The following is a 25,515-nucleotide window of genomic DNA, read 5'->3' on the forward strand; positions in this document are numbered from 1 at the left end:
TTGTGGGTGTGAGGTGATGAGTTGGTTATCCGGTGACGGAGCCCTGGGTGAGGCCGTCGACGATGAAGCGTTGAAGGGCGGCGAAGATGAGCAGGATCGGGACGATTACGATGACGGCGCCCGCCATGAGCACGCCCCACGCCTGTGCCGTGGAGTCGCTGTTGGCGAGGAGGGTCAGGCCCACCGGGAGGGTCATCATCTCCGGCTTGTCCGTGACGATGAGCGGCCAGATGTAGTCGTTCCACTCCCCCACCACCGTCACGAGCGCCACCGTGGCGATGCTGGGCCCGGAGATGGGGACCACCACCTGCCACAGCCGGCGCAAGTGCCCGGCCCCGTCGATTTCGGCCGCTTCCAGGATCGACGCCGGCAGGGTCAGGAAGTGCTGGCGCAGCAGGAACGTGCCAAATGCCGTGCCAAGCCCCGGCAGGATGATGCCCCAGTAGGTGTTCAGGCCGTCCAGGCCGGCGATGAACAGGTAGTTGGGCAGCACCGAGACCTGCGGCGGCACCATGAGTGCCACCAGGATGGCCAGGAAGATCACGCGTTTGAACGGGAAGCTGACAAAGACCAGGGCGTAAGCGGTCAGGATCGCCAGGACGCACTTGATCGTGGAGCCGACCACGGTGACGATGACGCTGTTGAGGAAGAACCTGGCGAAGGGCACCGTGGTCGCCGCAAGCCCGTAGTTTTCCAGGGTCGGGTTGCGCGGCAGCACCGTCAGGTCCGTCGTGATGATTTCCCCGGGTCCCTTGAGCGAGGACAGCACCATCCAGGCCAGCGGGGCCACCACCACGAGCGTTGCCAGGATCAGCGGCAGGTAGCTGGTGGCGATGGTGCGGGAGAGGTTCCCCGGGGACAGCGGATGGTTCCGGCGCCGTGGCGCGGGGTGGCCCTTACCGGCCCGGCCCGTGCCGGCCTGCGCCGTGTTGGCGCGCCCCGCCTTGGCTTGGGCAGTGGTGGCGGCAGTGGCGGTCTTGGTGCTCATGCGTAGTGCACCTTTCGTTCGACGAACCGCAGTTGCAGCCCCGTCATGATCAGCAACAGCACGAACAGCACCACGGAGATGGCCGCCGAGTAGCCGGCCCGGTTGTAGGCGCCGAACGCCTGCAGGTAGGCCTCGAAGATCAGCGTGCCGGTGCCGTTGCCGGTGGGCGTCATGATCTTGATGATGTCGAAGGCCTGCAGGGAGCCCAGCAGCGTGGTGATGAGCAGGAAGAAGGTGGTGGGTGATAGCAACGGGAACGTCACCGAGCGGAACCGCCGGAACGGGCCGGCGCCGTCGAGCGCGGCGGCCTCCATGACGTCCTGGGGCATCGACTGCAGGCCGGCAAGATAGACCACGGCGCAGTAGCCCAGGTTCTTCCACACGTACACGATGATGACCATGACGAGTGAGAGCTTGGGGTCGTTGATCCACTGCGGGCTGGCCATGCCGATTCCGCGGAGCACCCAGGAAAGCACCCCGTAGACGGGATCGAAGATGAACAGCCAGACCATGCCCACGCCCACGCCGGAAAGCACATAGGGGGCAAACACCGCGGAGCGGGCCAGGGTGCGCCCGGGCACCTTCTGATTCAGTGCCACGGCCACGAGCATCCCCAGGAGCATGGACCCGCCCACGGTGGCCACCGTGAAGACCGCCGTGGCGCCCAGCACGGCCGGGGCATCCGCCGAGGTGAAGAATTCAAGGTAGTTGCCCAGCCCCACCACTGTGGCGTCCGCGGATCCCAGCGTCCAATCCAGGGTGGAGTAGTACATGTTCGCGATCAGCGGCCGGTAGGTGAAGAACGCGATCAGCAACAGGTTGGGCAGGGCCAGGGCGAGGAACACCCACGCGTCGCGGCGCGCCCTCGGCGAAAGGGCCCCTTTCCTGCGGTTTGCGGGCGTTCCCGGGGTGCCGGCGTACGGCGCGCGTCGGGTGCCTCGCGGGGCTCCTTGCAAGGTGGCCATCTAGCGGCCCGGTGCGGTGGACGGGAGCAGGGCGCTGCGGATCAGTTCGGGATCGTCGGTGCAGAGCGCGTCAACGCCAAGGTCCGTGAGTTCCTGCGCCCGCCCGGGGTCGTTGACGGTCCAGGCCCACACCTCAAGGCCGCAGGCATGGACGTCCTCGACGGCGGGCCCGTCCAACGATCCCTCCCAGATGGAAATTCCCGAGCCGCCATGTGCCAGGGCAAAGTCGATGGCCTCACGCACTCCGCCCGGGCCACCCGGCTCAAGGGAGAGCCCCAGGGTGGTCGGATAGCAGTCGCCGTCCGGGGCCAGCCCGGCCAGTTCGACCAATGCATCCCAGTCACTCGAGGACGCGAACCAGTCAAGCCCGGGGTGTGCGCCAACCACGTCCAGGACGGTCGCGACGGCGGTGGCGTCCTTGAGCTCGATGTTGACGCGTGCCTTACCGGCGGCAAGGGCCAGGACCTCGTCCAGGGTGGGCACGTGCTGGGCGCCGCCGGCGTCGAGCAGGCCAAGTTCCCGGGCGGTGAAGTCGGAGATCGGTCCGGTGCCGTTGGTGGTCCGGTCAACCGTGTCGTCGTGGATGACCACGGGAACCCGGTCCGCGGACAGGTAGACGTCCAGTTCGATGCCGTCGATGCCAAGCTCAAGTGCCTTCGAGAAGGCGGCGAGGGTGTTTTCCGGAAGGTGTGCGGAGACTCCCCGATGGGCATAGATACGCATATCCGCGTGCTCCTCATTGGTCTTCCCGCTACCGAACTTTCCGCCTTGCTGGCGGTGTTCCCGACGGGTTCATGACCAAGCTACCGACGAGTACAGCACGCCGGGTGTCGACCGTCTGGACGGCAGGGAAACGCAACTTAAACAGTTGTGCCCCGGTCCGGACGAGAGTCGTCGGGACCGGGGCACAAGAGTGGAACCCTCGCTCAGCCCAGGGGCACGGGGGTGACGCCGAGCGGCGCAAGGCGCGACGCGCCGCCGTCGGCCGCCGTCAGCACCCAGATCCCCTTGGCATGGACTGCCACGGAGTGTTCCCAGTGCGCGGCGCGGGACTTGTCGGTGGTGACAACCGTCCAGTCGTCGCTGAGGGTCTTCGTTTCGAGCCCGCCGCGCACCAGCATGGGTTCCAGGGCCAGGCACATGCCGGGCTTGAGCTTGGGGCCGCGGTGCTTGGAGCTGTAGTTCAGCACGTCGGGGGCCATGTGCATGGCGGAGCCGATCCCGTGGCCCACGTAGTCCTCCAGGATGCCCAGCGGGGTGCCGGGCTGGGAGGAGACGTACTCGTCGATGGCGTCGCCAATGTCGCCCACGTATTTGGCGGAGGCCATGGCGGCAATGCCGCGCCACATGCTCTCCTCGGTGATGTCGCTGAGGCGCCGGTCGGCGGGGTCCTCCGCGTCGGGGCCGCCGACGATGGTGGTGCGCGCCGAATCGGAGTGCCAGCCTTCCACGATGGCGCCACCGTCGATCGAGATGATGTCACCGGCCTTGAGCACGCGCGGGCCGGGGATGCCGTGCACCACTTCCTCGTTCACGGAGGCGCAGATGGAGGCCGGGAAGTCGTAGTAGCCCAGGAAGTTGGAGGTGGCGCCGGCCTTCTTCAGGAGTCCTGCGAAGATGGCGTCCAGCTCGGCGGTCGTGACGCCCGGTGCAACGGCTGCGATCGTCTGGTTCAGGGCGTCATCGAGGATGAGGCCGCTGCGATGCATGATGCGCATCTGGTCGATGGTTTTGTACTCAATCCGTTGCTGGCCAAACGCCATGACGGGTCCCTTCACTTGACGAATGTTTGAGGGCCCCTCCCCGGTACCGGGAAGGAGCCCTCCTTCTAGCATGGCATGCGGTGCAGGCCGCAGCTCATAAAACGTGTCGAACTAGACGTTCTTGATGGCGTCCATGATGCGTGCCGTGACGTCGTCCATGTCCCCGAGCCCGTCAACCTTGGCAAGGATGCCGCGCTCCGCATAACGGGCAACCACAACCTCGGTTTGTTCGCGGTACAGGTCCAGGCGGTGCCGGATGACGGTTTCGTTGTCATCGCTGCGGCCGGTCTCCTGGGCGCGGCCCAGGAGGCGCTTGACGAGTTCCTCGTCGTCGGCGGTCAGCTGCACCACCACGTCGAGCACGACGCCGGCCGTGCCGAGGATGTCGTCAAGCTCATCAACCTGGGCCGTGGTGCGCGGGTAACCGTCGAGCAGGAAGCCGTTGGCGACGTCGTCCTGGGAAAGCCGGTCACGCACCATCCGGTTGGTCACGCTGTCCGGCACGAAGTCACCGTTGTCGATGTACTTCTTCGCTTCGATGCCCAAGGGTGTTTCGCCCTTGACGTTGGCACGGAAGATATCGCCCGTGGAAATGGCAACAATGCCAAGTTCGACGCAGATGCGTTCAGCCTGCGTTCCCTTACCCGAACCGGGAGGTCCAATGATCAGCATTCTTGTCATCGCAATAACCCTTCATAGTGGCGCTGTTGGAGCTGTGCATCAATCTGCTTGACCGTCTCCAACCCGACACCCACCACAATCAGGATCGAGGTACCGCCGAACGGGAAGTTCTGGTTTGCCCCAATCATGACCAGGGCAATGAGCGGGATCAGGGCAACGATGCCCAGGTACAGCGATCCCGGCAGGGTGATGCGTGAAATTACGTACTGCAGGTAGTCCTGCGTGGGCTTGCCGGCGCGGATGCCGGGAATGAACCCACCGTACTTCTTCATGTTGTCAGAGACCTCTTCCGGGTTGAAAGTGATCGCGACATAGAAGTACGTAAACCCGATGGTCAGGGCGAAGTACAGGAGCATGTAGATCGGGTGCGTGCCACGCGTGAGGTAGTTGTTGATCCACTCGACCCAACCGGGGATGTTCGTGGAGTTCTTCGGCGTGGCAAACTGGGCCAGCAGTGCCGGCAGGTACAGCATCGAGGAGGCGAAGATGACCGGGATAACACCGGCCATGTTGACCTTGATCGGGATGTACGTGCTGGTGCCGCCCATGGTGCGGCGGCCGATCATGCGCTTGGCGTACTGCACCGGGACACGGCGCTGGGACTGCTCGACGAACACCACGAGGGCGACGACGACCAGGCCAACGACCATGACGGTCAGGAAGGTGCCCCAGCCCTGGGTCTTCAGGATGGCGCCCAGGGAGGTGGGGAACTGCGCGGCGATGGCCGTGAAGATCAACAGGGACATGCCGTTGCCGACACCCTTTTCGGTGACGAGCTCGCCCATCCACATGATCAAACCGGAGCCGGCGGTCAAGGTGATGATGAGCAGCAGGATCGTGATCAGGCTGTCATTGGGAATCAGCGGGGTTGCGCTGCCTGCGGCGCCACAGCCGGAGAACAACTGGCCGGAACGGGCCAGGGTCACCAGGGTGGTGGCGTTGAGCAGGCCGAGGGCGATGGTCAAATAACGCGTGTACTGCGTCAGCTGGCCCTGGCCCTGCGCACCCTCAAGGTGCAGTTCCTGGAAGCGGGGAATGACCACGCGCAGGAGCTGGACGATGATGCTCGCGGTGATGTAGGGCATGATTCCCAGGGCAAAAATGGAAACCTGCAGCAAGGCGCCGCCGCTGAACAAGTTCACAAGCTGGTAAAGACCTTCGCTTGTGTTTGCAGCGTTCACGCACTGTTGGACGTTACGGTAGTCAACTCCGGGCGAGGGAATGAAAGCACCCAAGCGGAAGATTGCAATGATTCCCAGCGTGAACAACAACTTGCGTCGCAGATCAGGCGTGCGAAAGGCGCGGCCAAATGCGGTAAGCAAGCGTCCTCCTGATGTGTAGTGATGAAGGTGGGTTCACAATTGAAGCCCAAGGAAAGATTCTAGTGGGTGATCTGGCTCGCACTGAAACTGTGACCGATTTTGAGCCTAAAGCGCCGGCTAAAGTCACGTTCACTCAAATACGCAAAAGACCCCTGGCGGGCGGAGCATAAGCTCCACCCACCAAGAGTCTAATCGCTAGATGTGCGCATTTGTGAACTTTTTACAGTTCGACGGTGGTTCCGCCTGCAGCAGTGATCTTTTCCACTGCGCTGGTGGAGAATGCGTGGGCGGTGACGTCAACCTTGACGGTGATGTCGCCGGTGCCCAGCACCTTGACGGGCTGGTTCTTGCGAACGGCGCCCTTCTCAACCAGTGCATCGACGGTGACAACGCCACCCTCGGGGAAGAGCTCGTTCAGCTTGTCCAGGTTGACAACCTGGAACTCGACGCGGAACGGGTTCTTGAAGCCACGCAGCTTCGGCAGGCGCATGTGCAGCGGCAGCTGGCCGCCGGCAAAGCCAGCCTTGATCTGGTAGCGGGCCTTGGTACCCTTGGTACCGCGACCGGCGGTCTTACCCTTGGAACCCTCACCACGGCCAACACGGGTCTTAGCCGTCTTGGCGCCCGGCGCGGGACGCAGGTGGTGAACCTTCAGAGCGTTCTGCTTTTCAACAGTGTTCTTCTCAGTAGCCACTTTACTTAGTCTCCTCAACCTTGATCAGGTGCGGAACCGTGTTGACCATGCCTGCAGTCACTGCGTCAGCCGAGCGGACAACGGTGTGACCGATGCGCTTGAGACCCAATGAGCGAAGGGTGTCCTTCTGGTTCTGCTTGGCGCCAACGAGGCCCCTGATCTGAGTGATTTCCAGCTTGTTCTCGGAAACCTTGATGTTCTTCGGTGTAGTCATTACAGACCCGCCTTTTGCATATTGCGCAACAGCACGGCCGGAGCAACCTCGTCCAAGGGCAGGCCGCGGCGAGCCGCGACAGCCTTGGGGTCTTCCAGGCGCTTCAGTGCATCAACCGTTGCGTGAACAATGTTGATGGCGTTGGAGGAACCGAGTGACTTGGAAAGCACATCGTGGACACCAACGCATTCCAGTACGGCGCGAACCGGACCACCGGCGATAACACCGGTACCGGCAGCAGCCGGACGCAGCAGGACGACGCCGGCAGCGGCTTCACCCTGGACACGGTGCGGAACGGTCTTGCCGATCAGCGGTACGCGGAACATCGTCTTCTTGGCTTCTTCAACACCCTTGGCGATTGCCGCGGGTACTTCCTTGGCCTTGCCGTAGCCAACGCCAACCAGGCCGTTGCCGTCGCCGACGATCACGAGAGCGGTGAAGCTGAAGCGACGACCACCCTTGACGACCTTGGCAACACGGTTGATGTTAACAACGCGCTCGATGAACTGGTTCTTCTCGGCCTCGCGGCCACCATCGCGCCCACGGCCACGGCCGCCGTCGCGACCGCCTTCGCGGCCTCCACGAGCACCGTCGCGGCCACCGCGGCCACGGCCGCCGTCGGCTGCTGCAGTCTCAGTCTTAGCGGCTGCACCGTCAGCGGCAGTTGCTTCTGACACAGTGTTCTCCTTGTTAATGTTTTCGGTCACAGTGCCAGACCGCCTTCACGTGCGCCGTCAGCGACAGCTGCAACACGGCCGTGGTAACGGTTACCGCCACGGTCAAACACAACAGCTTCAATGCCTGCAGCCTTGGCGCGCTCGGCAACGAGCTCACCAATGCGCTTGGCCTTGGCGGTCTTGTCACCGTCGAAGGAGCGCATGTCTGCTTCCAGCGTCGATGCCGACACCAGGGTCAGGCCCTGGGTGTCGTCGATGACCTGGACAAACATGTGACGTGCGGAGCGGTTGACCACCAGACGCGGACGTACGGTGGTGCCACTGATGCGCTTGCGAACGCGCAGGTGACGACGGCCGCGTGCTGCGGCCTTGGACTTTCCTCTTACGGACAGTGCCATGGTTACTTACCAGCCTTTCCGACCTTGCGGCGGATGATCTCGCCAGCGTAACGAACGCCCTTGCCCTTATAGGGGTCGGGCTTGCGCAGCTTGCGGATGTTGGCAGCAACTTCGCCCACCTGCTGCTTGTCAATGCCTGACACGGAGAGCTTAGTGGGGCCCTCAACAGTCAGTGTGATGCCCTCGGGTGCCTCAACGACAACCGGGTGGCTGTAACCCAGAGCGAACTCCAGGTTGCTGCCCTTGGCGACTACGCGGTAACCGGTACCAACAATTTCCAGCTTCTTCTCGTAGCCTTTGGTGACACCGATGATCAGGTTGTCAATGAGGGTACGGGTCAGGCCGTGGAGTGAACGCGAGGAGCGCTCATCGTTGGGGCGGGTAACCGTGATGGTGTTCTCTTCGAGAGCAACCGCGATGGGGCTGGGCACAGTGTGCTCCAGCGTTCCCTTCGGGCCCTTGACGGAAACCAGGTTGTCTTCAACCTTGACTTCGACGCCGGCAGGCACGGAGATGGGGAGACGTCCAATACGTGACATAAGTTCTTTCCCTTCTCTCTCTACTACCAGACGTAGGCGAGGACTTCCCCACCCACGCCCTTCTTGGCAGCCTGGCGGTCGGTCAGCAGACCGGAAGACGTCGACAAGATGGCGACACCCAGCCCACCCAAAACGTTGGGGAGGTTGGTGGACTTCGCGTAAACGCGCAGTCCGGGCTTGGAGATGCGGCGCAGGCCGGCGATTGAACGCTCGCGGCTGGGACCGTACTTCAAGTCAATGGTCATCTTCTTGCCAACTTCGGCGTCTTCAACCTTCCAGGCAGCAATGTAGCCCTCTGCCTTGAGGATGTCGGCGACGTGGCCCTTGAGCTTGCTAAACGGCATGGACACGGTGTCGTGGTGTGCCGAGTTTGCGTTGCGCAGACGCGTAAGCATGTCTGCGACAGGATCTGTCATTGTCATTTGGGCGCTTGCCCTTCCTCGTAACGGTTTCCTTCACCCGTCGCGCAATTACTTGCGCACGGGCCGAACGGACCTTTTACGTAGATTAGTTATCTTCGGATTTGAACGGGAAGCCAAGCGCCTTAAGCAGCGCGCGGCCTTCGTCATCGGTCTTGGCGGTGGTCACGACAGTGATGTCCATGCCGCGAACGCGGTCAATGGAATCCTGGTCGATCTCGTGGAACATAACCTGTTCGGTCAGACCGAAGGTGTAGTTACCATTGCCGTCGAACTGCTTGCCGCTCAGGCCGCGGAAGTCGCGGATACGGGGCAGTGCCAGCGTGACCAGGCGGTCAAGGAATTCCCACATGCGGTCTCCACGCAGCGTGGCGTGGCAACCGATCGGCATGCCTTCGCGCAGCTTGAACTGTGCGATCGACTTGCGGGCCTTGGAAACCTGGGGCTTCTGGCCGGTGATGGCGGTGAGGTCGCGGACGGCGCCGTCAATGATCTTGGAGTCCTTGGCGGCATCTCCAACACCCATGTTGACAACGACCTTGACCAGGCGCGGAACCTGGTTGACGTTCGCGTACTTAAATTCCTCAACCAGCGTCGCCTTGATTTCCGCTGCATAGCGGGTCTTCAGGCGAGGCGTGACCTTGGGCGTGTTCTCTGCAACTACGGCGCTCATGCCAGATCCTTCCCCGAGGCCTTGGCAACGCGGATGCGTACTTGACGCTGGCGGCCATCGCGCTCTACGGTGTCGATGCGGTAGCCAACGCGAGTCGGCTTCTTGGTGGACGGGTCCACCACAGCAACGTTGGAGATGTGAATGGGTGCCTCGACGATTTCGATGCCACCGGTGTTGGTGCCACGATCCGTCTGACCGGCCTTGGTGTGCTTGGTGACGCGGTTTACGCCTTCAACCAACACGCGGTTGGTTTCGGTGTATACCTTCAGGACCTTGCCCTGCTTGCCACGGTCGCCGCCACGTTCGGCCTTGCCACCTGTGATGACCTGAACCAGGTCACCCTTCTTGATCTTTGCCATTAGTTACAGCACCTCCGGAGCCAACGAGATGATCTTCATGAACTTCTTGTCCCGAAGTTCACGGCCAACCGGGCCGAAGATACGGGTTCCACGGGGGTCCCCGTCGTTCTTGAGAAGCACAGCGGCGTTCTCGTCGAACTTGATGTAGGAACCATCCGCACGGCGGCGTTCCTTCTTGGTGCGAACGATGACAGCCTTGACGACGTCACCCTTCTTTACGTTTCCGCCGGGAATTGCATCCTTGACGGTAGCGACAATGGTGTCGCCAATGCCTGCGTAGCGGCGCCCAGATCCACCGAGAACGCGGATTGTCAAGATTTCCTTGGCACCCGTGTTGTCGGCGACCTTAAGCCGCGACTCCTGCTGAATCACTAGTGTCTCCTGTTCGTCGCGCCGGTTCTTGGCCATAATCCATCTATGGACAAGCCTTGCGGAACGTATTGTTCGGGATGTCTCTCGACGTGCCTGGATTTTGCCAAAACACGCCTAAATACCTCATGCCAACTGCACTTTCCGCACCGATTCGCGTGGATTGCTCCACTGCCGGACGGCAGTTTGTAGTGGCACGAGCATTTACGAGGTAATTGCGCACCCACTGCCGCTACCGAAAACGGCGGCGCAGAAAAGGCGCAGCAATAGATAATCCTAGCACGACGGCGTAACCCGGCGCGACGTGGGAGCCGGCGCCCAGGCGTTAGCTGTGGCACAATACGCGGGCAATACTGGCGGAGGAAGCCGCATTGTCTCGGCAACTATCCGACACACGGCCGCGGGCGGCCTTAGTGTCTCCTTTACCTCGCCTACGAGAACGCCACTCCCTCCGCCGGCCTTCCGCGGCTAGCTCGCTCAACCGCGCTTTTCCGACTCCTAGGGTGGATATAACCCGCCGCCAAGCCGGCAAAGCGCCGATAAGCGCACGAAGCGCGGTCACGGGCGCCCGCCTCGCCGGACACCCGAGCAACCCGAGCCGGCCGGCGTCGGGCGTTAAACGCACGTTGGGCCCGCCGCCACAAGTGGCAACGGGCCCAACACTTTCAGTAACTCACTGCGCACAAGTGCGCGAGTGGACTACTTGGCCTTCTCTACGATCTCAACCAGGCGGAAACGCTTGGTTGCGGAGAGCGGGCGGGTCTCGCTGATGATGACCAGGTCGCCGATGCCGGCGCTGTTCTCTTCATCGTGAGCCTTGATCTTCTTGTTGCGTCGCAGAACCTTGCCGTAGAGGGCGTGCTTTACACGGTCCTCAACTTCAACAACGATGGTCTTATCCATCTTGTCGGAGACAACGTAGCCACGCATCTTCTTACGCTCGTTACGGACAACAGTCTCCGCAGCGGCTTCATTGTTGTTTACAGAATCGCTCACTTGGCGTCCTCCTCAGATGTTTCAGCCTTCTTGGAGGCCTTCTTGGCTTCCTTGTCAGCCTTCTTGGAGGCCTTCTCCACCGGTGCGGCGGCAACGACGCCCGGGCGAATGCCCAGCTCGCGCTCACGCAGCACAGTGTAGATACGGGCGATGTCGCGCTTTACAACGCGCAGGCGACCGTGGCTTTCCAGCTGACCGGTGGCGGACTGGAAACGCAGGTTGAACAGCTCCTCCTTGGCCTTCCGGAGTTCTTCAACAAGACGCTCGTTGTCGAACCCGTCAAGCTGTGCGGGGGCCAGATCCTTAGATCCAACTGACATCTCTACTCACCACCTTCGCGACGCACGATGCGTGCTTTCAACGGCAGCTTGTGGATTGCCAGGCGCAGTGCCTCGCGAGCTACCTCTTCTGATACACCGGAGAGTTCAAAGAGAACGCGACCGGGCTTGACATTCGCAATCCACCACTCGGGCGAACCCTTACCGGAACCCATGCGGGTTTCGGCAGGCTTCTTCGTCAACGGGCGGTCGGGGTAGATGTTGATCCACACCTTACCGCCACGCTTGATGTGACGAGTCATGGCGATACGAGCGGACTCGATCTGGCGGTTGGTGACGTAGGCGGGCGTCAGAGCCTGAATGCCCCACTCACCAAACGTAACCGTGGTGCCGCCGGTAGCCTGGCCGGAACGACCCGGGTGGTGCTGCTTGCGGTACTTTACTCGACGTGGGATAAGCATTTAAGCCTGTCCTCCTTCTGCTACCGGAGCTGCAACCTCTGCAGCTACAGGAGCCTCAACCGCGGCAGCAGCCTCGGTGCGCTCCGGACGGTCGTTACGACGACGGTCGCCACCGGCACGGGGACCGCGGGCTCCGCGGTCATCGCCGTCACGACGCGGGCCACGGCCACGGGCAGGAGCGGCAGCTGCCTGAGCAGCCAGTTCCTTGCTCGTGACATCGCCCTTGTAGATCCAGACCTTGACACCGATGCGGCCGAACACGGTCTTGGCTTCGAAGAAGCCGTAATCGATGTTGGCGCGCAGGGTGTGCAGGGGCACACGACCTTCGCGGTAGAACTCGGTGCGGGACATTTCAGCGCCGCCCAGACGACCGGCACAAGCGACACGGATGCCCTTGACGCTGCCGGTGCGCTGTGCGGACTGCATGGCCTTCTTCATGGCGCGGCGGAAAGCCACGCGAGAGGTCAGCTGCTCGGCGATGCCCTGGGCAACAAGCTGAGCGTCTGCTTCCGGGTTCTTTACTTCCAGGATGTTCAGCTGAACCTGCTTGCCGGTGAGCTTTTCGAGCTCGCCGCGGATGCGGTCTGCTTCGGCTCCACGGCGACCGATGACGATACCGGGGCGTGCGGTGTGGATATCCACACGTACACGGTCACGGGTGCGCTCGATCTCAACCTTGGAAATACCGGCGCGGTCCATGCCCGTGGACATGAGTGCACGGATCTGGATGTCTTCTTTTACGAAGTCCTTGTAACGCTGGCCGGGCTTGTTGCTGTCCGCGAACCAGTGTGAACGGTGGTCCGTGGTGATCCCGAGACGGAACCCGTGCGGGTTTACTTTCTGTCCCACTTAGCGAGCCTCCTCTTTCTCGGGGGTAGCGACAACCACGGTGACGTGGCTGGTGCGCTTCTTGATCTGGAAAGCGCGACCCTGTGCACGCGGTTGGAACCGCTTCATGGTCGGGCCTTCATCAACGAAGATCTCGCTGATGTACAGATCATTTTCGTTGAACGCGATGCTGTCGCGATCAGCCAGAACGCGGGCGTTAGCCACTGCGGACTGGACTACCTTGAATACCGGCTCTGATGCTGCCTGGGGGGCAAACTTCAGAATCGCCAATGCCTCATTCGCCTGCTTGCCACGAATCAGGTTGACGACGCGCCGGGCCTTCATAGGCGTGACGCGCAGATGACGCGCACTTGCCTTGGCTTCCATTGCTATCCTTCTCTCGTCTTAGCCGTAGAGAGCAGCGCCTAGCGGCGCTTGCCCTTACGGTCGTCCTTGACATGGCCGCGGAAAGTCCGCGTGGGGGCGAATTCGCCGAGCTTGTGCCCGACCATCGACTCGGTAACAAACACGGGGATGTGCTTGCGACCGTCGTGCACGGCAATCGTGTGACCCAGCATGTCCGGGATGATCATCGATCGGCGGGACCAGGTCTTGATGACGTTCTTGGTGCCCTTATCGTTTTCCCTAGCTACCTTTACAAAGAGGTGCTGGTCAACGAAGGGACCCTTTTTCAGGCTACGTGGCATGTCTCCAGGCTCCTATCGCTTGTTCTTGCCAGTACGACGGCGACGAACAATAAGCTTGTCGCTCTCTTTGTTGGGGCGGCGGGTACGGCCTTCAGGCTTACCGTTCGGGTTGACCGGGTGACGTCCACCGGAGGTCTTACCTTCACCACCACCGTGCGGGTGGTCAACCGGGTTCATCACGACACCACGCACGGTCGGGCGAACGCCCTTCCAGCGCATACGGCCGGCCTTACCCCAGTTGATGTTCGACTGCTCAGCGTTGCCGACCTCGCCGATCGTCGCGCGGCAGCGGACGTCAACGTTGCGGATTTCGCCGGAGGGCAGTCGCAGCTGGGCGAAACGGCCTTCCTTGGCGACGAGCTGAACGGAAGCGCCAGCGGAGCGAGCCATCTTGGCACCGCCACCGGGACGCAGCTCCACAGCGTGGATAACAGTACCCACGGGGATGTTGCGCAACGGCAGGTTGTTGCCAGGCTTGATGTCGGCCTCGGGGCCGGCTTCAACAAAGTCGCCCTGCTTGAGCTTGTTGGGAGCAATGATGTAACGCTTGGTGCCATCAACGTAGTGCAGGAGGGCAATGCGCGCGGTGCGGTTGGGATCGTATTCGATCTCAGCAACGCGGGCGTTGACGCCATCCTTGTCGTGACGACGGAAGTCAATCAGGCGGTACTGGCGCTTGTGGCCACCACCCTTGTGACGAGTCGTGATACGACCGGTGTTATTGCGGCCACCCTTTTTGGGCAGGGGACGGACCAGAGACTTCTCCGGCGTCGACCGCGTGATTTCACTGAAGTCGGCAACGCTCGAGCCGCGACGGCCCGGGGTTGTCGGCTTGTATTTACGGATTCCCATAGTTTATTTCCTCGTTAAAGTGGTCTCCGCTTAGGAAAGCGGACCGCCGAAGATGTCGATTGTGCCTTCTTTGAGGGAGACAATGGCACGCTTGGTGCTCTTGCGCTGTCCCCATCCGAACTTGGTGCGCTTACGCTTACCGGCACGGTTGATGGTGTTGATCGAGTCGACCTTGACGGAGAAAATCTTCTCCACGGCCAGCTTGATCTCGGTCTTGTTCGAGCGGGGGTCGACCAGGAAGGTGTACTTACCTTCGTCGATCAAGCCGTAGCTCTTTTCCGAGACGACCGGTGCAAGCACTACGTCGCGCGGATCCTTGATGGTGACGGCGCTCACTTGGCGTCCTCCTCAATTGTCTGGGCAGCCTCGCCGCCGGCGGGAACAAAGCCTGCGGCCTTGGCTTCCTCAACCGTTGCGAACCAAACCTCGGCCACAGTGGCGTCATACCAGCGTGAACCAGGCACGTGGTACTTCATGGAGTCCTTGTTGCCCTTGATGGTACCTTCGGCAACATCAGCGTCATCTTCGAAGATGATCTCTTCAACCAGCAGCATGCTGGAGGCGAAAGCCTCGGCAGCGGCGCGGCCCTCAACGAACGCGTCATACGCGGCCTGAGTGAAGATGATGTCATCGGAGACAAGCACGTCGTAGGTGTTGAGCTGGTCAACGTACAGGACGTGGATGTTCGTGATGTTGCGAACGCTCAACGCGGCGATGTCGTTGGCGCGCTCGATGACGACCAACAGGTTCTTGCGCGTGGAGACGGCAGCCAGGGTTGCCTTTGCAGCCTTGGTGGACGGCGCAGTGCCGGTCACCAATTCGGAGACAACGTGGATGCGGCCATTGCGTGCCCGGTCAGACAGGGCGCCGCGCAGTGCAGCAGCCTTCATCTTCTTGGGGGTGCGCTGGCTGTAGTCACGAGGGGTCGGACCGTGGACAACGCCACCGCCGGTCATGTGAGGGGCGCGGATGGAACCCTGACGGGCACGGCCGGTACCCTTCTGTGCGAACGGCTTGCGGCCTGCACCGGATACTTCGGCGCGGGTCTTGGTCTTGTGGGTACCCTGGCGTGCAGCAGCGAGCTGAGCTACGACGACCTGGTGCAGCAGCGGCACGTTGGTCTGTACGTCGAAGATCTCTGCAGGCAGATCAACCTTTACAGTAGCCATTTACTTATGCTCCCTTCACGGCGGTGCGTACGAGGACGACCGAACCGCGGGCGCCGGGAACGGCACCCTTGATCAGCAGCAGCGACTTCTCGGCGTCAACACCGTGAACCGTGAGGTTCATGGTGGTGGTGCGCTCGGCGCCCATGCGGCCAGCCATGCGGACACCCTTGAAAACGCGGCCGGGGGTGGACGCGCCACCGATGGAACCGGGCTTACGGTGGTTCTTGTGGGCACCGTGAGATGCCGGGGCACCGTGGAAGCCGTGACGCTTCATGACACCGGCGAAGCCCTTACCCTTTGAAGTGCCGACGACGTCGACCTTCTGGCCGGCTTCGAAGATCTCAACGGAGAGCTCCTGGCCGAGGGTGTAGGTGTCGGCGTCTGCGGTACGCAGTTCAACGACGTGGCGGCGAGGCGTGACGCCAGCCTTTTCAAAGTGACCAGCCAGCGGCTTGGTGACCTTGCGGGGATCGATCTGGCCGTAGCCGATCTGGACGGCAACGTAGCCATCAACCTCTGCATTGCGCAGCTGGGTGACAACGTTGGAATCGGCCTGGACGACGGTTACGGGAACAAGCTTGTTGTTCTCGTCCCAGACCTGGGTCATGCCGAGCTTCGTGCCCAGGATGCCCTTAGTGTTTCGGGTCGCGGTCATAGTTTCTCAGCACCTCCCTACAGTTTGATTTCGATGTTCACGTCGGCCGGCAGGTCGAGACGCATAAGCGAATCCACCGCCTTGGGCGTGGGATCAATGATGTCGATCAGACGCTTGTGCGTGCGCATTTCAAAGTGCTCGCGGCTGTCCTTGTACTTGTGAGGCGAACGGATTACGCAGTAAACGTTCTTCTCGGTGGGCAGCGGCACCGGGCCGACTACCGTTGCGCCTGCGCGCGTGACCGTCTCAACGATCTTCCGAGCCGAAACATCAATGACCTCGTGGTCATATGACTTCAGCCGGATGCGGATTTTTTGTCCCGCCATGGCGTCGTGACTCTCTTTCCTGTAACGAAGCAACCTGTAGTAGCGATGCTGTTGACGTAAACGCTGTTTACTTTTCCTTGTTCCATATGGCACTTCCAGCCACGCTCCCAACCAACTGAATCCGGATAGTTCCGGGTTCCTCAATTGGCCGAAGCTCCGACCCCCGCGGTCGGGCGTGTCGCTTCAAAAAAGCGCACGTACCCGCATGAATTGCGAAGGTGGGTTATGTTTGGGCTTTGACTTGGACCCTGCACCGAGCATTATCTCGACCGGGACACGAAAAAGCACTTGAACAACTCAATAAGTATGCCGGATTATGGGCTCAAACGCCAACCGGGGTGCCGCCCCATCGGGCCGCCACCCCCTCTAGTGCCGATATTGACGGGCATGAGAGGCTACAAGCGTGAGCAAAGTCACCGACAACGCGGGTGTTGGTTCCCCCGCACAGGCACAGTCACTGGCCGCCGTTCCCACCCGCCGAGTGGGCGGGCGTTGGATCACCTTCTTTGCCCTGAGCTGGTTTGGCGTGTGGATCGCCCAGCTCACGCCCGTGCAATTGCTGCTGCCGGTGCAGATCGAGAACGAGCTCGCCACCACGGACTGGGTCAGGAACGTGATGGCCTTTGGCGTCATTTCCGGCATCGCGGGCGCCTTCGCGCTGATCGCCTACCCCCTGACGGGTGCGCTCTCCGACCGCACCACCTCCTCCTGGGGCCGGCGCAGGCCGTGGATAGCCGCCGGCACGGCCGGGTTCGCCGTCTCCCTTGTCATCCTGGGCCTGCAGTCCAGCCTGTGGGGCATCGGCCTGTGCTGGGTCGCGGCCAGCACCTTTTTTTGCGTGCTGACCGCGGCCCTGACCGCCGCCATCTCCGACCAGGTGCCGGTGAACCAGCGCGGTTACGTGTCCGGTTGGATCTCCGCCCCGCAGGCCATCGGCATCATCGCCGGACTGGTGCTCGTCACGGCCCTGGCGCTGAGCACCTTCGCCGGTTATGCCCTCATGGCCGGACTGCTGGTGCTGTTGGGATTGCCGTTCCTGTTGCTCATCCCCGACCAGGTGCTCCCCCGCGGTGTCATGCCGAAACTGACGTTCCGATCACTGATCGACGGCATGTGGATCAGCCCGCGCCGGCATCCCGACTTCGGTTGGACCCTGCTCAGCCGGATCCTGGTAAACCTGGGCAACGCCTTCGGCACCAGCCTGCTGCTGTACTTCCTCGAGTTCGGCCTGCACATGGCCGACCCCGAAGACTCGCTGATCATCCTCACGCTCGTCTACATGGTGTTCGTGATCGTCGCGTCGCTGTGGCTGGGCCGGCTCTCCGACCGGCTCGGCAACCGCCGCACCTTCGTGTTCATCTCCTCCGTGCTGCAAGCCGCCGCGGCCCTGATCCTGGCGTTCGTGCCCAGCTTCGACGCCGCCATCGTCGCGGCCGGCCTGCTGGGGCTCGGTTACGGCTGCTTCCTCTCCGTCGACCAGGCGCTGGCCACGGAGGTCCTGCCGGACCAGCTCTCCCGCGGCAAGGACCTGGGCATCATGAACATTGCCCTGACGGTGCCGCAGGCGTTCGCCCCCATGCTGGGCGCCCTGCTGGTGGGTGCCGCCGGCGGTTTCACCTTGCTGTTTGTGGTTTCCGGGCTCACGGCGCTTGCCGGGGCATTGGCAGTGGCTCAAGTGAAAGGTGTTCGATGAAGGCAACGGCGGAGGAATTGGGCAGATGGTTGGCAGCCGAGCTGCCCTCCGGCTTTGAGTTGGGCGTGGCGACGGCGGCCTTCCAGATTGAGGGCGCCGTGCACGACGCCGGTCGCGGGCCCAGCGGCTGGGACGCCTTCACTGCGGGGCCGGGAAACATCCTCAACGGCGACACCGCCGACATCGCCTGCGACCACTTCCACCGGGTGGCCGAGGATGTGGCACTCATGAAGGACCTGGGCATCGACGCCTACAGGTTCTCCATTGCCTGGCCCCGGATCGTCCCCGACGGTGCGGGAGCCGCAAACCCCCGGGGCCTGGACTTTTACGACCATCTGGTGGACGCCTTGCTGGCCGCCGGTATCAAACCCATGGCCACGCTGTACCACTGGGACACTCCCCTGCCGTTGGAGCAGGCGGGCGGCTGGCTGAACCGTGCCACCGCCGAACGCTTCGGCGACTACGCATCCCTGGTGGGCGGCCGGCTTGGCGACCGCGTGGACAAGTGGGTCACCATCAACGAGCCGGCGACAGTAACGCTCAACGGCTATGGCCTGGGCGTCCATGCACCCGGCAAGTCCCTGCTTTTCGATGCGCTGCCCACGGCCCACCACCAATTGCTGGCACACGGGTTTGCGGTCCAGGCGCTCCGGAGTGCCGGGGTGAGCGGCGGGGTGGGAATCACCAACGTCCACTCCCCCGTGGTTCCGGCGGATCCGGATAACCTCGAGGACGTCGCGTATGCGGGGCTCTTTGACATCCTGCACAACAGGATCTTTGCCGATCCCGTACTGCTGGGCCACTATCCGCAAGTGCCGGAGCTGGTGGCCGACATGTTTGCACCCCTATTGGACGTCCCGGCGGCCGACCTTGCGGCGATCTCGGCGCCACTGGATTTCTACGGCCTGAACTACTATGCACCCACCCGGGTGGGCGCCGGGGCCGGTGGCGGTGAAAATCCGGACGGCTCAGCCCCGGCCATGGCACAGCTGCCGTTCCACCTTGCTGATTGGCCGGAATACCCCTCCACGGGTTTCGGCTGGCCCGTGGCACCGGCACACTTCGGCACCGCCTTGGCCCAGATGCGGGACAGGTACGGCAGTGCCCTTCCGCCCGTGTACATCACCGAGAACGGCGCCAGTTTCGAGGATTCGCTCTCCCCTGACGGCGCAGTCCACGACTCCCGCCGGGTGGAGTACCTGGTCCAACACCTCAGTGCCGCGCTCGACGCCGTCAAACCCGGCGGCCGGGCCGAGGGCCTGGACCTGCGCGGCTACTACGCGTGGTCCCTGCTGGACAACTTTGAGTGGGCTGCCGGATACTCGCAGCGATTTGGCCTGGTCCACGTGGACTTTGACACCCTGGCTCGCACGCCCAAGGACTCGTTCCGGATGTTCCAGGCACTCGCCCGGGAGCGGAGTTAGGCTGTCGACCATTGGGCTCGACCACGGATGAGGCCGGGCCGGCGTTTTTTGTAGTCCGGCGTAAAGGAGGACCCGAGGCCGCCCGCGGCCGACGGGACGGATAGCCGGACGGAAAAACGCCGGCCCGGCCGCCACCTTGGACACAGAAAAGCCCCCCAGCCGAAGCTGGGGGGCTTTCCTAGCGATCTAAGTAATTAATTACTTGATGATCTTGGTGACACGGCCTGAACCAACGGTGCGGCCACCCTCGCGGATAGCGAAGCCGAGGCCTTCTTCCATGGCGATCGGCTGGATCAGCGCGACAGTCATTTCGGTGTTGTCGCCAGGCATAACCATTTCCGTGCCCTCGGGCAGGGTGATGACGCCGGTAACATCCGTGGTGCGGAAGTAGAACTGCGGGCGGTAGTTCGAGTAGAACGGGTTGTGACGCCCGCCCTCGTCCTTGGCCAGGATGTAGACGTTGGCTTCGAAGTCGGTGTGCGGGGTGATGGAACCCGGCTTCACGATGACCTGTCCACGCTCTACGTCTTCGCGCTTGATACCGCGCAGCAGCAGACCACAGTTCTCGCCGGCCCATGCCTCGTCGAGCTGCTTGTGGAACATTTCGATACCGGTAACCGTGGTCTTCTGGACCGGACGGATACCGACGATCTCGACCTCGGAGTTGATCTGAAGGGTTCCACGCTCGGCGCGGCCCGTCACAACAGTTCCACGACCGGTGATGGTGAAGACATCTTCAACCGGCATCAGGAACGGCTTGTCCTTGTCGCGGATCGGGTCCGGAACGTTGTTGTCCACTGCATCCATCAGGTCCTCAACGGACTTGACCCATACGGGATCGCCTTCCAGAGCCTTCAGGCCGGAAACGCGCACAACGGGTGCCTCGTCGCCGTCGAAGCCCTGCGAGGAGAGCAGTTCGCGAACTTCCATCTCGACCAGGTCGAGAAGTTCTTCGTCATCAACCATGTCGGACTTGTTCAGTGCGACCAGCAGGTAGGGGACACCAACCTGGCGGGCCAACAGAACGTGCTCGCGAGTCTGGGCCATCGGGCCGTCAGTCGCAGCAACCACCAGGATAGCGCCGTCCATCTGGGCAGCACCGGTGATCATGTTCTTGATGTAGTCAGCGTGACCGGGGGCGTCTACGTGTGCGTAGTGGCGCTTCTCGGTCTGGTACTCAACGTGGGAGATGTTGATCGTGATACCGCGCTGCTTCTCCTCGGGAGCCGAGTCGATGGAGCTGAAATCACGCTGCTCGTTGAGTGTCGGGTACTTGTCGTACAGTACCTTGGAAATGGCAGCCGTCAACGTGGTCTTACCATGGTCAACGTGACCGATGGTGCCGATGTTAACGTGCGGCTTGGTCCGCTCGAACTTTGCCTTTGCCACGGGTTCCTCCTAGAACGTTTCAGATGACTTACTCTCTAGCGACGCTTTTCGTCACTAAAACCGTAGTAAGTCTACTGGGGGCTTTTTATATTTAAGAAATTGCTAGCTGCCGGCGTCTGTTCCAGCCTACGGCCGGAACAGACGCCAAGCAAAAGTGCGACTATTCGCCGCGGGCCTTCTGGATGATCTCGTCGGCTACTGCCTTCGGGACCTCAGAGTAGCTGTCGAACTTCATCGAGTACACGGCACGACCCTGGGTCTTGGACCGCAGGTCACCGATGTAGCCGAACATGCCGGACAGGGGAACCAGGGCCTTGATGACCTTGACGCCGCTTGCGTCCTCCATGGACTGCATCTGACCACGACGGGAGTTGATGTCACCGATAACTTCACCCATGTATTCCTCAGGGGTGCGGACTTCAACTTCCATCAACGGTTCGAGCAGAACCGGGTTGGCCATCCGAGCGGCTTCCTTGAACGCCATGCGACCGGCGATCTTGAAGGCCATTTCGGAAGAGTCAACATCGTGGGACGCACCGTCAAGCAGCGTGGCCTTGATGCCAACCATCGGGTAACCGGCCAGCACGCCGTCAGGCAGTGCGGACTGGATGCCCTGGTCAACGCTGGGGATGTATTCGCGAGGAACACGGCCACCGGTAACCTTGTTGTCGAACTCGTACATTGCACCTTCGGCAGTATCCAGGGGCTCAATGGCGATCTGGATCTTAGCGAACTGACCTGAACCACCGGTCTGCTTCTTGTGCGTGTAGTCGTGCTTGGCTACGCCACGCTTGATGGTTTCGCGGTACGCAACCTGCGGCTTGCCAACGTTGGCTTCAACGTTGAATTCGCGACGCATGCGGTCCACCAGGATGTCCAGGTGGAGCTCGCCCATGCCGCCAATTTCGGTCTGGCCGGTGTCCTCGTTGAGGTTGACGGTGAACGTCGGGTCCTCAGCGGAGAGCTTCTGGATAGCCGTGGACAGCTTCTCCTGGTCACCCTTGGTCTTCGGCTCAATGGCAACGAAGATCACGGGCTCGGGGAAGGTCATCGACTCGAGAACGATCGGGTTGGCCGGATCGCACAAGGTGTCACCGGTGGTGGTGTCCTTGAGGCCGATCACTGCGTAGATGTGACCTGCGTGGATCTCATCTACGGGCATTTCCTTGTTGGCGTGCATCTGGAAGAGCTTGCCAATACGTTCCTTCTTCTGCTTCGTGGAGTTCAGCAGCTGCGTACCGGAAGTTACCTTGCCGGAGTACACGCGGATGAAGTTCAACTGGCCGAAGAACGGGTGCGTTGCGATCTTGAAAGCCAAAGCCGAGAACGGCTCGGTTTCGCTCGGCTCGCGCTTGATCTCGATGGACTCGTCGCGGGGATCGTGACCGATCATCGCTCCAACGTCCAAGGGGTTCGGCAGGAAGTCGATAACGGCGTCGAGCATGGGCTGCACGCCGCGGTTCTTGAATGCGGAACCACAGAAGACCGGGTAGATCTCGGAGTTGACCGTCAGCTTGCGGATGCCGGCCTTCAGTTCCTCGATGGAAGGCTCTTCGCCCTCGAGGTACTTCTCCATGAGTTCTTCGGAGGACTCGGCGGCAGCCTCAACGAGGGCCGCACGGTACTCTTCAGCCTTTTCCTGAAGATCAGCGGGGATCTCCTGGACTTCGTAGGCGGCACCCATGGTGACGTCACCCTTTGAGTCACCGGCCCAGACGAAGGCCTTCATGGTGAGCAGGTCGACGACGCCGATGAATTCGCTCTCGACGCCGATCGGCAGCTGCATGACCAACGGCTTGGCACCCAAGCGGTTGATGATGGTGTCTACGGTGAAGTAGAAGTCAGCACCGAGCTTGTCCATCTTGTTGACGAAGCAGATACGCGGAACGTTGTACTTGTCAGCCTGACGCCAAACGGTCTCGGACTGGGGCTCAACACCCTCCTTGCCATCAAAGACGGCTACGGCGCCATCGAGCACACGCAGGGAGCGCTCAACCTCAACCGTGAAGTCAACGTGGCCAGGGGTGTCGATGATGTTGATCTGGTTCTTGTTCCAGAAGCAGGTCACGGCGGCAGACGTGATGGTGATGCCGCGTTCCTTTTCCTGCTCCATCCAGTCAGTCGTCGAAGCACCGTCGTGCGTTTCGCCGATCTTGTGGTTCACACCCGTGTAGAACAGGATGCGCTCAGTCGTAGTGGTCTTGCCAGCATCGATGTGGGCCATGATGCCGATGTTGCGGACCTTGTTAAGGTCGGTAAGCACGTCCTGTGCCACGTTTTCTCCCTTTTCTAGAGAAGAGCGGTCGACCGCTCGGCGGGTTCACCGCCGAGCGATCGTAAGGCTCTAGTTACCAGCGGTAATGGGCGAAGGCCTTGTTGGACTCGGCCATCTTGTGGGTGTCTTCGCGACGCTTGACAGCGGCACCGAGGCCGTTGGAGGCATCCAGAACTTCGTTGCGCAGACGCTCGGTCATGGTCTTCTCGCGGCGAGCCTTCGAGTAACCAACCAACCAGCGCAGGGCCAGAGCAGTCTGACGGCCCGGCTTGACCTCAACCGGAACCTGGTAGGTGGCGCCACCAACACGGCGGGACTTCACCTCGAGGCTCGGCTTGATGTTTTCCATGGCCTTCTTCAGAGCAGCAACGGGATCGCCGCCGGTCTTTTCGCGTACACCCTCGAGTGCGCCGTAAACGATGCGCTCTGCGGTGGACTTCTTACCGTCAACGAGGACCTTGTTGATCAGCTGAGTGACCAACGGGGAGCCGTATACGGGATCTACAACTAGCGGCCGCTTGGGGGCCGGACCCTTGCGAGGCATATTACTTCTTCTCCATCTTTGCACCGTAGCGGCTGCGAGCCTGCTTGCGGTTCTTAACGCCCTGGGTATCCAATGCGCCACGGACGATCTTGTAACGAACACCGGGAAGGTCCTTAACACGGCCTCCACGAACGAGCACGATGGAGTGCTCCTGGAGGTTGTGGCCTACACCGGGGATGTAAGCGGTAACTTCCACGCCACCGTTAAGGCGCACGCGGGCAACCTTACGCAGAGCCGAGTTCGGCTTCTTCGGGGTGGTGGTGTAAACGCGCGTGCAAACGCCGCGACGCATGGGGCTGCCCTTCAATGCGGGAGCCTTGGTCTTTGTGACCTTGGGTGTCCGGCCCTTGCGGACCAGCTGGTTAATCGTAGGCACTTTCGTGTTCTCCGTTGTTTTCTCGAGATGCTTCTCGTGTCGCTTTCCCCGGCCAACAATGCGCCGCGGAAGAGCCTTTTACTGGTAGTCGCAGACTTGGCGACTTCACAGCGCCTAGGCATGCAAAAATGTGGCATTCGCTGTACAAGAACCGTACAACCCGGACCCGTAGTCACTTTTACCGCCTAAGCGCCAAATGTGATTACTCTTATCCACTGCCACACTAACAATTAGCTACTACGTTACCACGGTGCGGCACCTTGCACCGAATCGTGCCCCAAACCCCTTGACAGGACGGGGCCCCGGGCGCAATCTCTAAGTACTCCACGCCGTGCGGACACCCCGCCGGTCTCCGCCCAGCACCCCTATGTGGAGCGGTACACAGGCAAAGCTCAGGTGCGTCATGGCCGATGCAGATCTAGTTCTTGAAGGCGGCGGAGTCAAAGGCTCCGGTTTGGTGGGCGCGGTAACGGCCCTCACCGAACACAGCGATCCCTATGAATTCCACCGAATTGCCGGCACGTCCGCCGGCGCCATCGTGGCAGGTTTCCTCGCCTCCGGCATCTCCGCCGGCCAGGTGAAGGACATCATGGACCAGCTGGACTTTTCCCGGTTCGAGGACCGGGCCGGGCTCCTCAAGCACGTCCCCGGACTGGACGACGTCTCGGGACTGCTCATCCATGAGGGCCTGTTCGCCGGTGAGTTCATGCACACCTGGATTTCGGCAACCATGGCCGCCCACGGCATCCACACCTGGGGGGACCTGAAGGACGACGACCCCGGGAGCGCACTGCCCCCGGAACAGCAGTACCGGTTGGTGGTGATTGTCTCCGACGTCTCACGCGGCTTGATGCTGCGCCTGCCCTGGGACTACAAGCCGCTCCTTGGCATCGACCCGGACAAGATCCCGGTGGCCGACGCCATCAGGGCTTCGGCGTCCATTCCGTTCTTCTTCCGGCCCTGGCAGATGCCCGCAGATTCCGCGGTCACAAGCCACGACCACATTGTGTGCGTCGACGGCGGGCTGCTTTCGAACTATCCGCTGTCCATCTTCGACCGGCAGGACGGCAAGGACTCCCGCTGGCCCACCCTGGGCGTGAAGCTCTCCGGGCAAACCACCATCCGCACGGATGATTGGAGCCCGGACAGCGACAACCTCGCCCTTGCCAAGTCGTTGCTCGGCACCATGATGAGCGCCCACGACAGCGCCTACGTGGACGATCCGCAAGCAACCTCGCGCACCATCTTCGTGGACACCTCCCCGTACCAGGCAACGGACTTCCACCTCACCCCCGCCGACAAGACAACCTTGTTCACCAAGGGTGTGGGCAGCGGCAACAAGTTCCTGACCACCTGGGACTGGGCGAAGTGGAAGAGCGGCGACTTCAACCTCTAACCCGTCAATGGGAGTTAAAGCACGACGGCGGTTGGTGGGCTTCACAAGGAAGCTCACCAACCGCCGTCGTCGGTCTCGACAGGCT

Annotated in this window: 33 protein-coding genes and 1 pseudogene; 3 read left to right on the top strand and 31 right to left on the bottom strand. The window is 61.8% G+C overall.

Going from position 1 to position 25,515, the window contains the following annotated elements; translation table 11 throughout:
• Positions 1-25: 25 nt before the first annotated feature.
• The 27 genes and pseudogenes from AL755_RS18660 to rpsJ form a co-directional block, all read right to left on the bottom strand.
• Positions 26-988, bottom strand: a complete 963-nt coding sequence (locus AL755_RS18660; RefSeq protein ID WP_082369416.1) for a carbohydrate ABC transporter permease — start codon at positions 986-988, stop codon at positions 26-28.
• Positions 985-1,953, bottom strand: a complete 969-nt coding sequence (locus AL755_RS18665; RefSeq protein WP_192841638.1) for a carbohydrate ABC transporter permease — start codon at positions 1,951-1,953, stop codon at positions 985-987. The genes AL755_RS18660 and AL755_RS18665 overlap by 4 nt, the downstream gene beginning before the upstream one ends.
• Entirely contained in the window at positions 1,954-2,676 is a 723-nt protein-coding gene (locus tag AL755_RS18670; RefSeq protein WP_054012282.1) for a glycerophosphodiester phosphodiesterase, read from the bottom strand. It abuts the gene before it with no gap.
• A gap of 203 nt (positions 2,677-2,879) precedes the next feature.
• Complete coding sequence (map, locus tag AL755_RS18675; RefSeq protein WP_054012283.1) at positions 2,880-3,716, bottom strand: type I methionyl aminopeptidase; 837 nt, start codon at positions 3,714-3,716, stop codon at positions 2,880-2,882.
• Positions 3,717-3,827: 111 nt separating this feature from the next.
• Positions 3,828-4,388, bottom strand: a complete 561-nt coding sequence (locus AL755_RS18680; RefSeq protein ID WP_192841702.1) for an adenylate kinase — start codon at positions 4,386-4,388, stop codon at positions 3,828-3,830.
• A 5-nt stretch (positions 4,389-4,393) separates the two neighbouring features.
• Positions 4,394-5,719: a preprotein translocase subunit SecY gene (gene secY / locus AL755_RS18685; protein WP_054012285.1), complete on the bottom strand. Its 1,326-nt coding sequence runs from the start codon at positions 5,717-5,719 to the stop codon at positions 4,394-4,396.
• A 220-nt stretch (positions 5,720-5,939) separates the two neighbouring features.
• Positions 5,940-6,413: a 50S ribosomal protein L15 gene (rplO, locus tag AL755_RS18690; RefSeq protein ID WP_054012286.1), complete on the bottom strand. Its 474-nt coding sequence runs from the start codon at positions 6,411-6,413 to the stop codon at positions 5,940-5,942.
• A gap of 1 nt (position 6,414) precedes the next feature.
• Positions 6,415-6,627 carry a 50S ribosomal protein L30 gene (gene rpmD / locus AL755_RS18695; RefSeq protein WP_054012287.1) on the bottom strand — a complete coding sequence of 71 codons (213 nt, stop codon included), beginning with the start codon at positions 6,625-6,627 and terminating at the stop codon, positions 6,415-6,417.
• Positions 6,627-7,304 (bottom strand): 30S ribosomal protein S5, encoded by a 678-nt coding sequence (gene rpsE, locus AL755_RS18700; RefSeq protein WP_054013195.1) that lies wholly within the window; start codon positions 7,302-7,304, stop codon positions 6,627-6,629. The genes rpmD and rpsE overlap by 1 nt, the downstream gene beginning before the upstream one ends.
• Positions 7,305-7,330: 26 nt before the next feature.
• Positions 7,331-7,702 carry a 50S ribosomal protein L18 gene (rplR, locus tag AL755_RS18705; RefSeq protein WP_054012288.1) on the bottom strand — a complete coding sequence of 124 codons (372 nt, stop codon included), beginning with the start codon at positions 7,700-7,702 and terminating at the stop codon, positions 7,331-7,333.
• Between the two features lie 2 nt (positions 7,703-7,704).
• Complete coding sequence (gene rplF, locus AL755_RS18710; protein ID WP_054012289.1) at positions 7,705-8,241, bottom strand: 50S ribosomal protein L6; 537 nt, start codon at positions 8,239-8,241, stop codon at positions 7,705-7,707.
• A 23-nt stretch (positions 8,242-8,264) separates the two neighbouring features.
• Positions 8,265-8,663: a 30S ribosomal protein S8 gene (gene rpsH / locus AL755_RS18715; protein WP_054012290.1), complete on the bottom strand. Its 399-nt coding sequence runs from the start codon at positions 8,661-8,663 to the stop codon at positions 8,265-8,267.
• An 85-nt stretch (positions 8,664-8,748) separates the two neighbouring features.
• The gene (gene rplE, locus AL755_RS18720; protein WP_054012291.1) at positions 8,749-9,333 is read right to left on the bottom strand and encodes a 50S ribosomal protein L5; all 585 of its coding nucleotides are present in this window, start codon (positions 9,331-9,333) and stop codon (positions 8,749-8,751) included.
• The gene (gene rplX, locus AL755_RS18725) at positions 9,330-9,692 is read right to left on the bottom strand and encodes a 50S ribosomal protein L24 (protein WP_054012292.1); all 363 of its coding nucleotides are present in this window, start codon (positions 9,690-9,692) and stop codon (positions 9,330-9,332) included. Before rplX ends, rplE begins: the two co-directional genes overlap by 4 nt.
• Before the next feature lie 3 nt (positions 9,693-9,695).
• A complete protein-coding gene (gene rplN, locus AL755_RS18730) occupies positions 9,696-10,064 on the bottom strand; it encodes a 50S ribosomal protein L14 (RefSeq protein WP_054013196.1) in 369 nt (122 codons plus the stop codon).
• Between the two features lie 696 nt (positions 10,065-10,760).
• Positions 10,761-10,991 (bottom strand): 30S ribosomal protein S17, encoded by a 231-nt coding sequence (rpsQ, locus tag AL755_RS18735; protein ID WP_082369419.1) that lies wholly within the window; start codon positions 10,989-10,991, stop codon positions 10,761-10,763.
• Positions 10,992-11,053: 62 nt separating this feature from the next.
• Positions 11,054-11,377, bottom strand: a complete 324-nt coding sequence (gene rpmC, locus AL755_RS18740; RefSeq protein WP_054012294.1) for a 50S ribosomal protein L29 — start codon at positions 11,375-11,377, stop codon at positions 11,054-11,056.
• 2 nt (positions 11,378-11,379) lie between these two features.
• The gene (rplP, locus tag AL755_RS18745) at positions 11,380-11,796 is read right to left on the bottom strand and encodes a 50S ribosomal protein L16 (RefSeq protein ID WP_054012295.1); all 417 of its coding nucleotides are present in this window, start codon (positions 11,794-11,796) and stop codon (positions 11,380-11,382) included.
• On the bottom strand, positions 11,797-12,645 hold the full coding sequence (gene rpsC / locus AL755_RS18750; protein WP_054012296.1) for a 30S ribosomal protein S3: 849 nt from the start codon (positions 12,643-12,645) through the stop codon (positions 11,797-11,799). It abuts the gene before it with no gap.
• The gene (gene rplV / locus AL755_RS18755) at positions 12,646-13,011 is read right to left on the bottom strand and encodes a 50S ribosomal protein L22 (protein WP_044576432.1); all 366 of its coding nucleotides are present in this window, start codon (positions 13,009-13,011) and stop codon (positions 12,646-12,648) included.
• Between the two features lie 38 nt (positions 13,012-13,049).
• Positions 13,050-13,331 (bottom strand): 30S ribosomal protein S19, encoded by a 282-nt coding sequence (gene rpsS, locus AL755_RS18760; protein WP_011775591.1) that lies wholly within the window; start codon positions 13,329-13,331, stop codon positions 13,050-13,052.
• A 12-nt stretch (positions 13,332-13,343) separates the two neighbouring features.
• Positions 13,344-14,183, bottom strand: coding sequence for a 50S ribosomal protein L2 (gene rplB, locus AL755_RS18765; RefSeq protein WP_054012297.1), 840 nt, complete (start codon positions 14,181-14,183; stop codon positions 13,344-13,346).
• A 30-nt stretch (positions 14,184-14,213) separates the two neighbouring features.
• Entirely contained in the window at positions 14,214-14,519 is a 306-nt protein-coding gene (gene rplW / locus AL755_RS18770; RefSeq protein WP_054012298.1) for a 50S ribosomal protein L23, read from the bottom strand.
• Entirely contained in the window at positions 14,516-14,719 is a 204-nt protein-coding gene (locus tag AL755_RS24690) for a sunset domain-containing protein (RefSeq protein ID WP_445290517.1), read from the bottom strand. Before AL755_RS24690 ends, rplW begins: the two co-directional genes overlap by 4 nt.
• A pseudogene (rplD, locus tag AL755_RS18775) lies at positions 14,699-15,352 on the bottom strand (50S ribosomal protein L4); the annotation flags it as partial. The gene AL755_RS24690 and the pseudogene rplD, both read right to left, overlap by 21 nt.
• Before the next feature lie 4 nt (positions 15,353-15,356).
• Positions 15,357-16,007 (bottom strand): 50S ribosomal protein L3, encoded by a 651-nt coding sequence (gene rplC, locus AL755_RS18780; RefSeq protein WP_054012300.1) that lies wholly within the window; start codon positions 16,005-16,007, stop codon positions 15,357-15,359.
• Between the two features lie 17 nt (positions 16,008-16,024).
• The gene (gene rpsJ / locus AL755_RS18785) at positions 16,025-16,333 is read right to left on the bottom strand and encodes a 30S ribosomal protein S10 (RefSeq protein WP_003803825.1); all 309 of its coding nucleotides are present in this window, start codon (positions 16,331-16,333) and stop codon (positions 16,025-16,027) included.
• 403 nt (positions 16,334-16,736) lie between these two features.
• Here rpsJ and AL755_RS18790 point away from each other — a divergent pair, with 403 nt between their 5' ends.
• Together AL755_RS18790 and AL755_RS18795 are read left to right on the top strand one after the other, a co-directional pair.
• A complete protein-coding gene (locus AL755_RS18790) occupies positions 16,737-18,026 on the top strand; it encodes an MFS transporter (protein WP_054012301.1) in 1,290 nt (429 codons plus the stop codon).
• The gene (locus tag AL755_RS18795) at positions 18,023-19,450 is read left to right on the top strand and encodes a GH1 family beta-glucosidase (protein WP_054012302.1); all 1,428 of its coding nucleotides are present in this window, start codon (positions 18,023-18,025) and stop codon (positions 19,448-19,450) included. Before AL755_RS18790 ends, AL755_RS18795 begins: the two co-directional genes overlap by 4 nt.
• Positions 19,451-19,648: 198 nt before the next feature.
• On the opposite strand, the gene tuf is transcribed toward AL755_RS18795, so the two are convergent.
• The 4 genes from tuf to rpsL form a co-directional block, all read right to left on the bottom strand.
• Positions 19,649-20,839, bottom strand: coding sequence for an elongation factor Tu (gene tuf / locus AL755_RS18800; RefSeq protein WP_054012303.1), 1,191 nt, complete (start codon positions 20,837-20,839; stop codon positions 19,649-19,651).
• A gap of 160 nt (positions 20,840-20,999) precedes the next feature.
• Complete coding sequence (gene fusA / locus AL755_RS18805) at positions 21,000-23,114, bottom strand: elongation factor G (protein ID WP_054012304.1); 2,115 nt, start codon at positions 23,112-23,114, stop codon at positions 21,000-21,002.
• Positions 23,115-23,187: 73 nt separating this feature from the next.
• Positions 23,188-23,658, bottom strand: a complete 471-nt coding sequence (gene rpsG, locus AL755_RS18810; RefSeq protein ID WP_054012305.1) for a 30S ribosomal protein S7 — start codon at positions 23,656-23,658, stop codon at positions 23,188-23,190.
• A 1-nt stretch (position 23,659) separates the two neighbouring features.
• Positions 23,660-24,034, bottom strand: a complete 375-nt coding sequence (rpsL, locus tag AL755_RS18815) for a 30S ribosomal protein S12 (protein WP_038464715.1) — start codon at positions 24,032-24,034, stop codon at positions 23,660-23,662.
• A 403-nt stretch (positions 24,035-24,437) separates the two neighbouring features.
• Here rpsL and AL755_RS18820 point away from each other — a divergent pair, with 403 nt between their 5' ends.
• A complete protein-coding gene (locus AL755_RS18820) occupies positions 24,438-25,430 on the top strand; it encodes a patatin-like phospholipase family protein (RefSeq protein WP_160318931.1) in 993 nt (330 codons plus the stop codon).
• The last annotated feature ends 85 nt before the right edge of the window (positions 25,431-25,515 follow it).

The sequence above is a fragment of the Arthrobacter sp. ERGS1:01 genome, from assembly GCF_001281315.1.
In the GTDB taxonomy this organism is placed as follows: Bacteria; Actinomycetota; Actinomycetes; order Actinomycetales; family Micrococcaceae; genus Specibacter.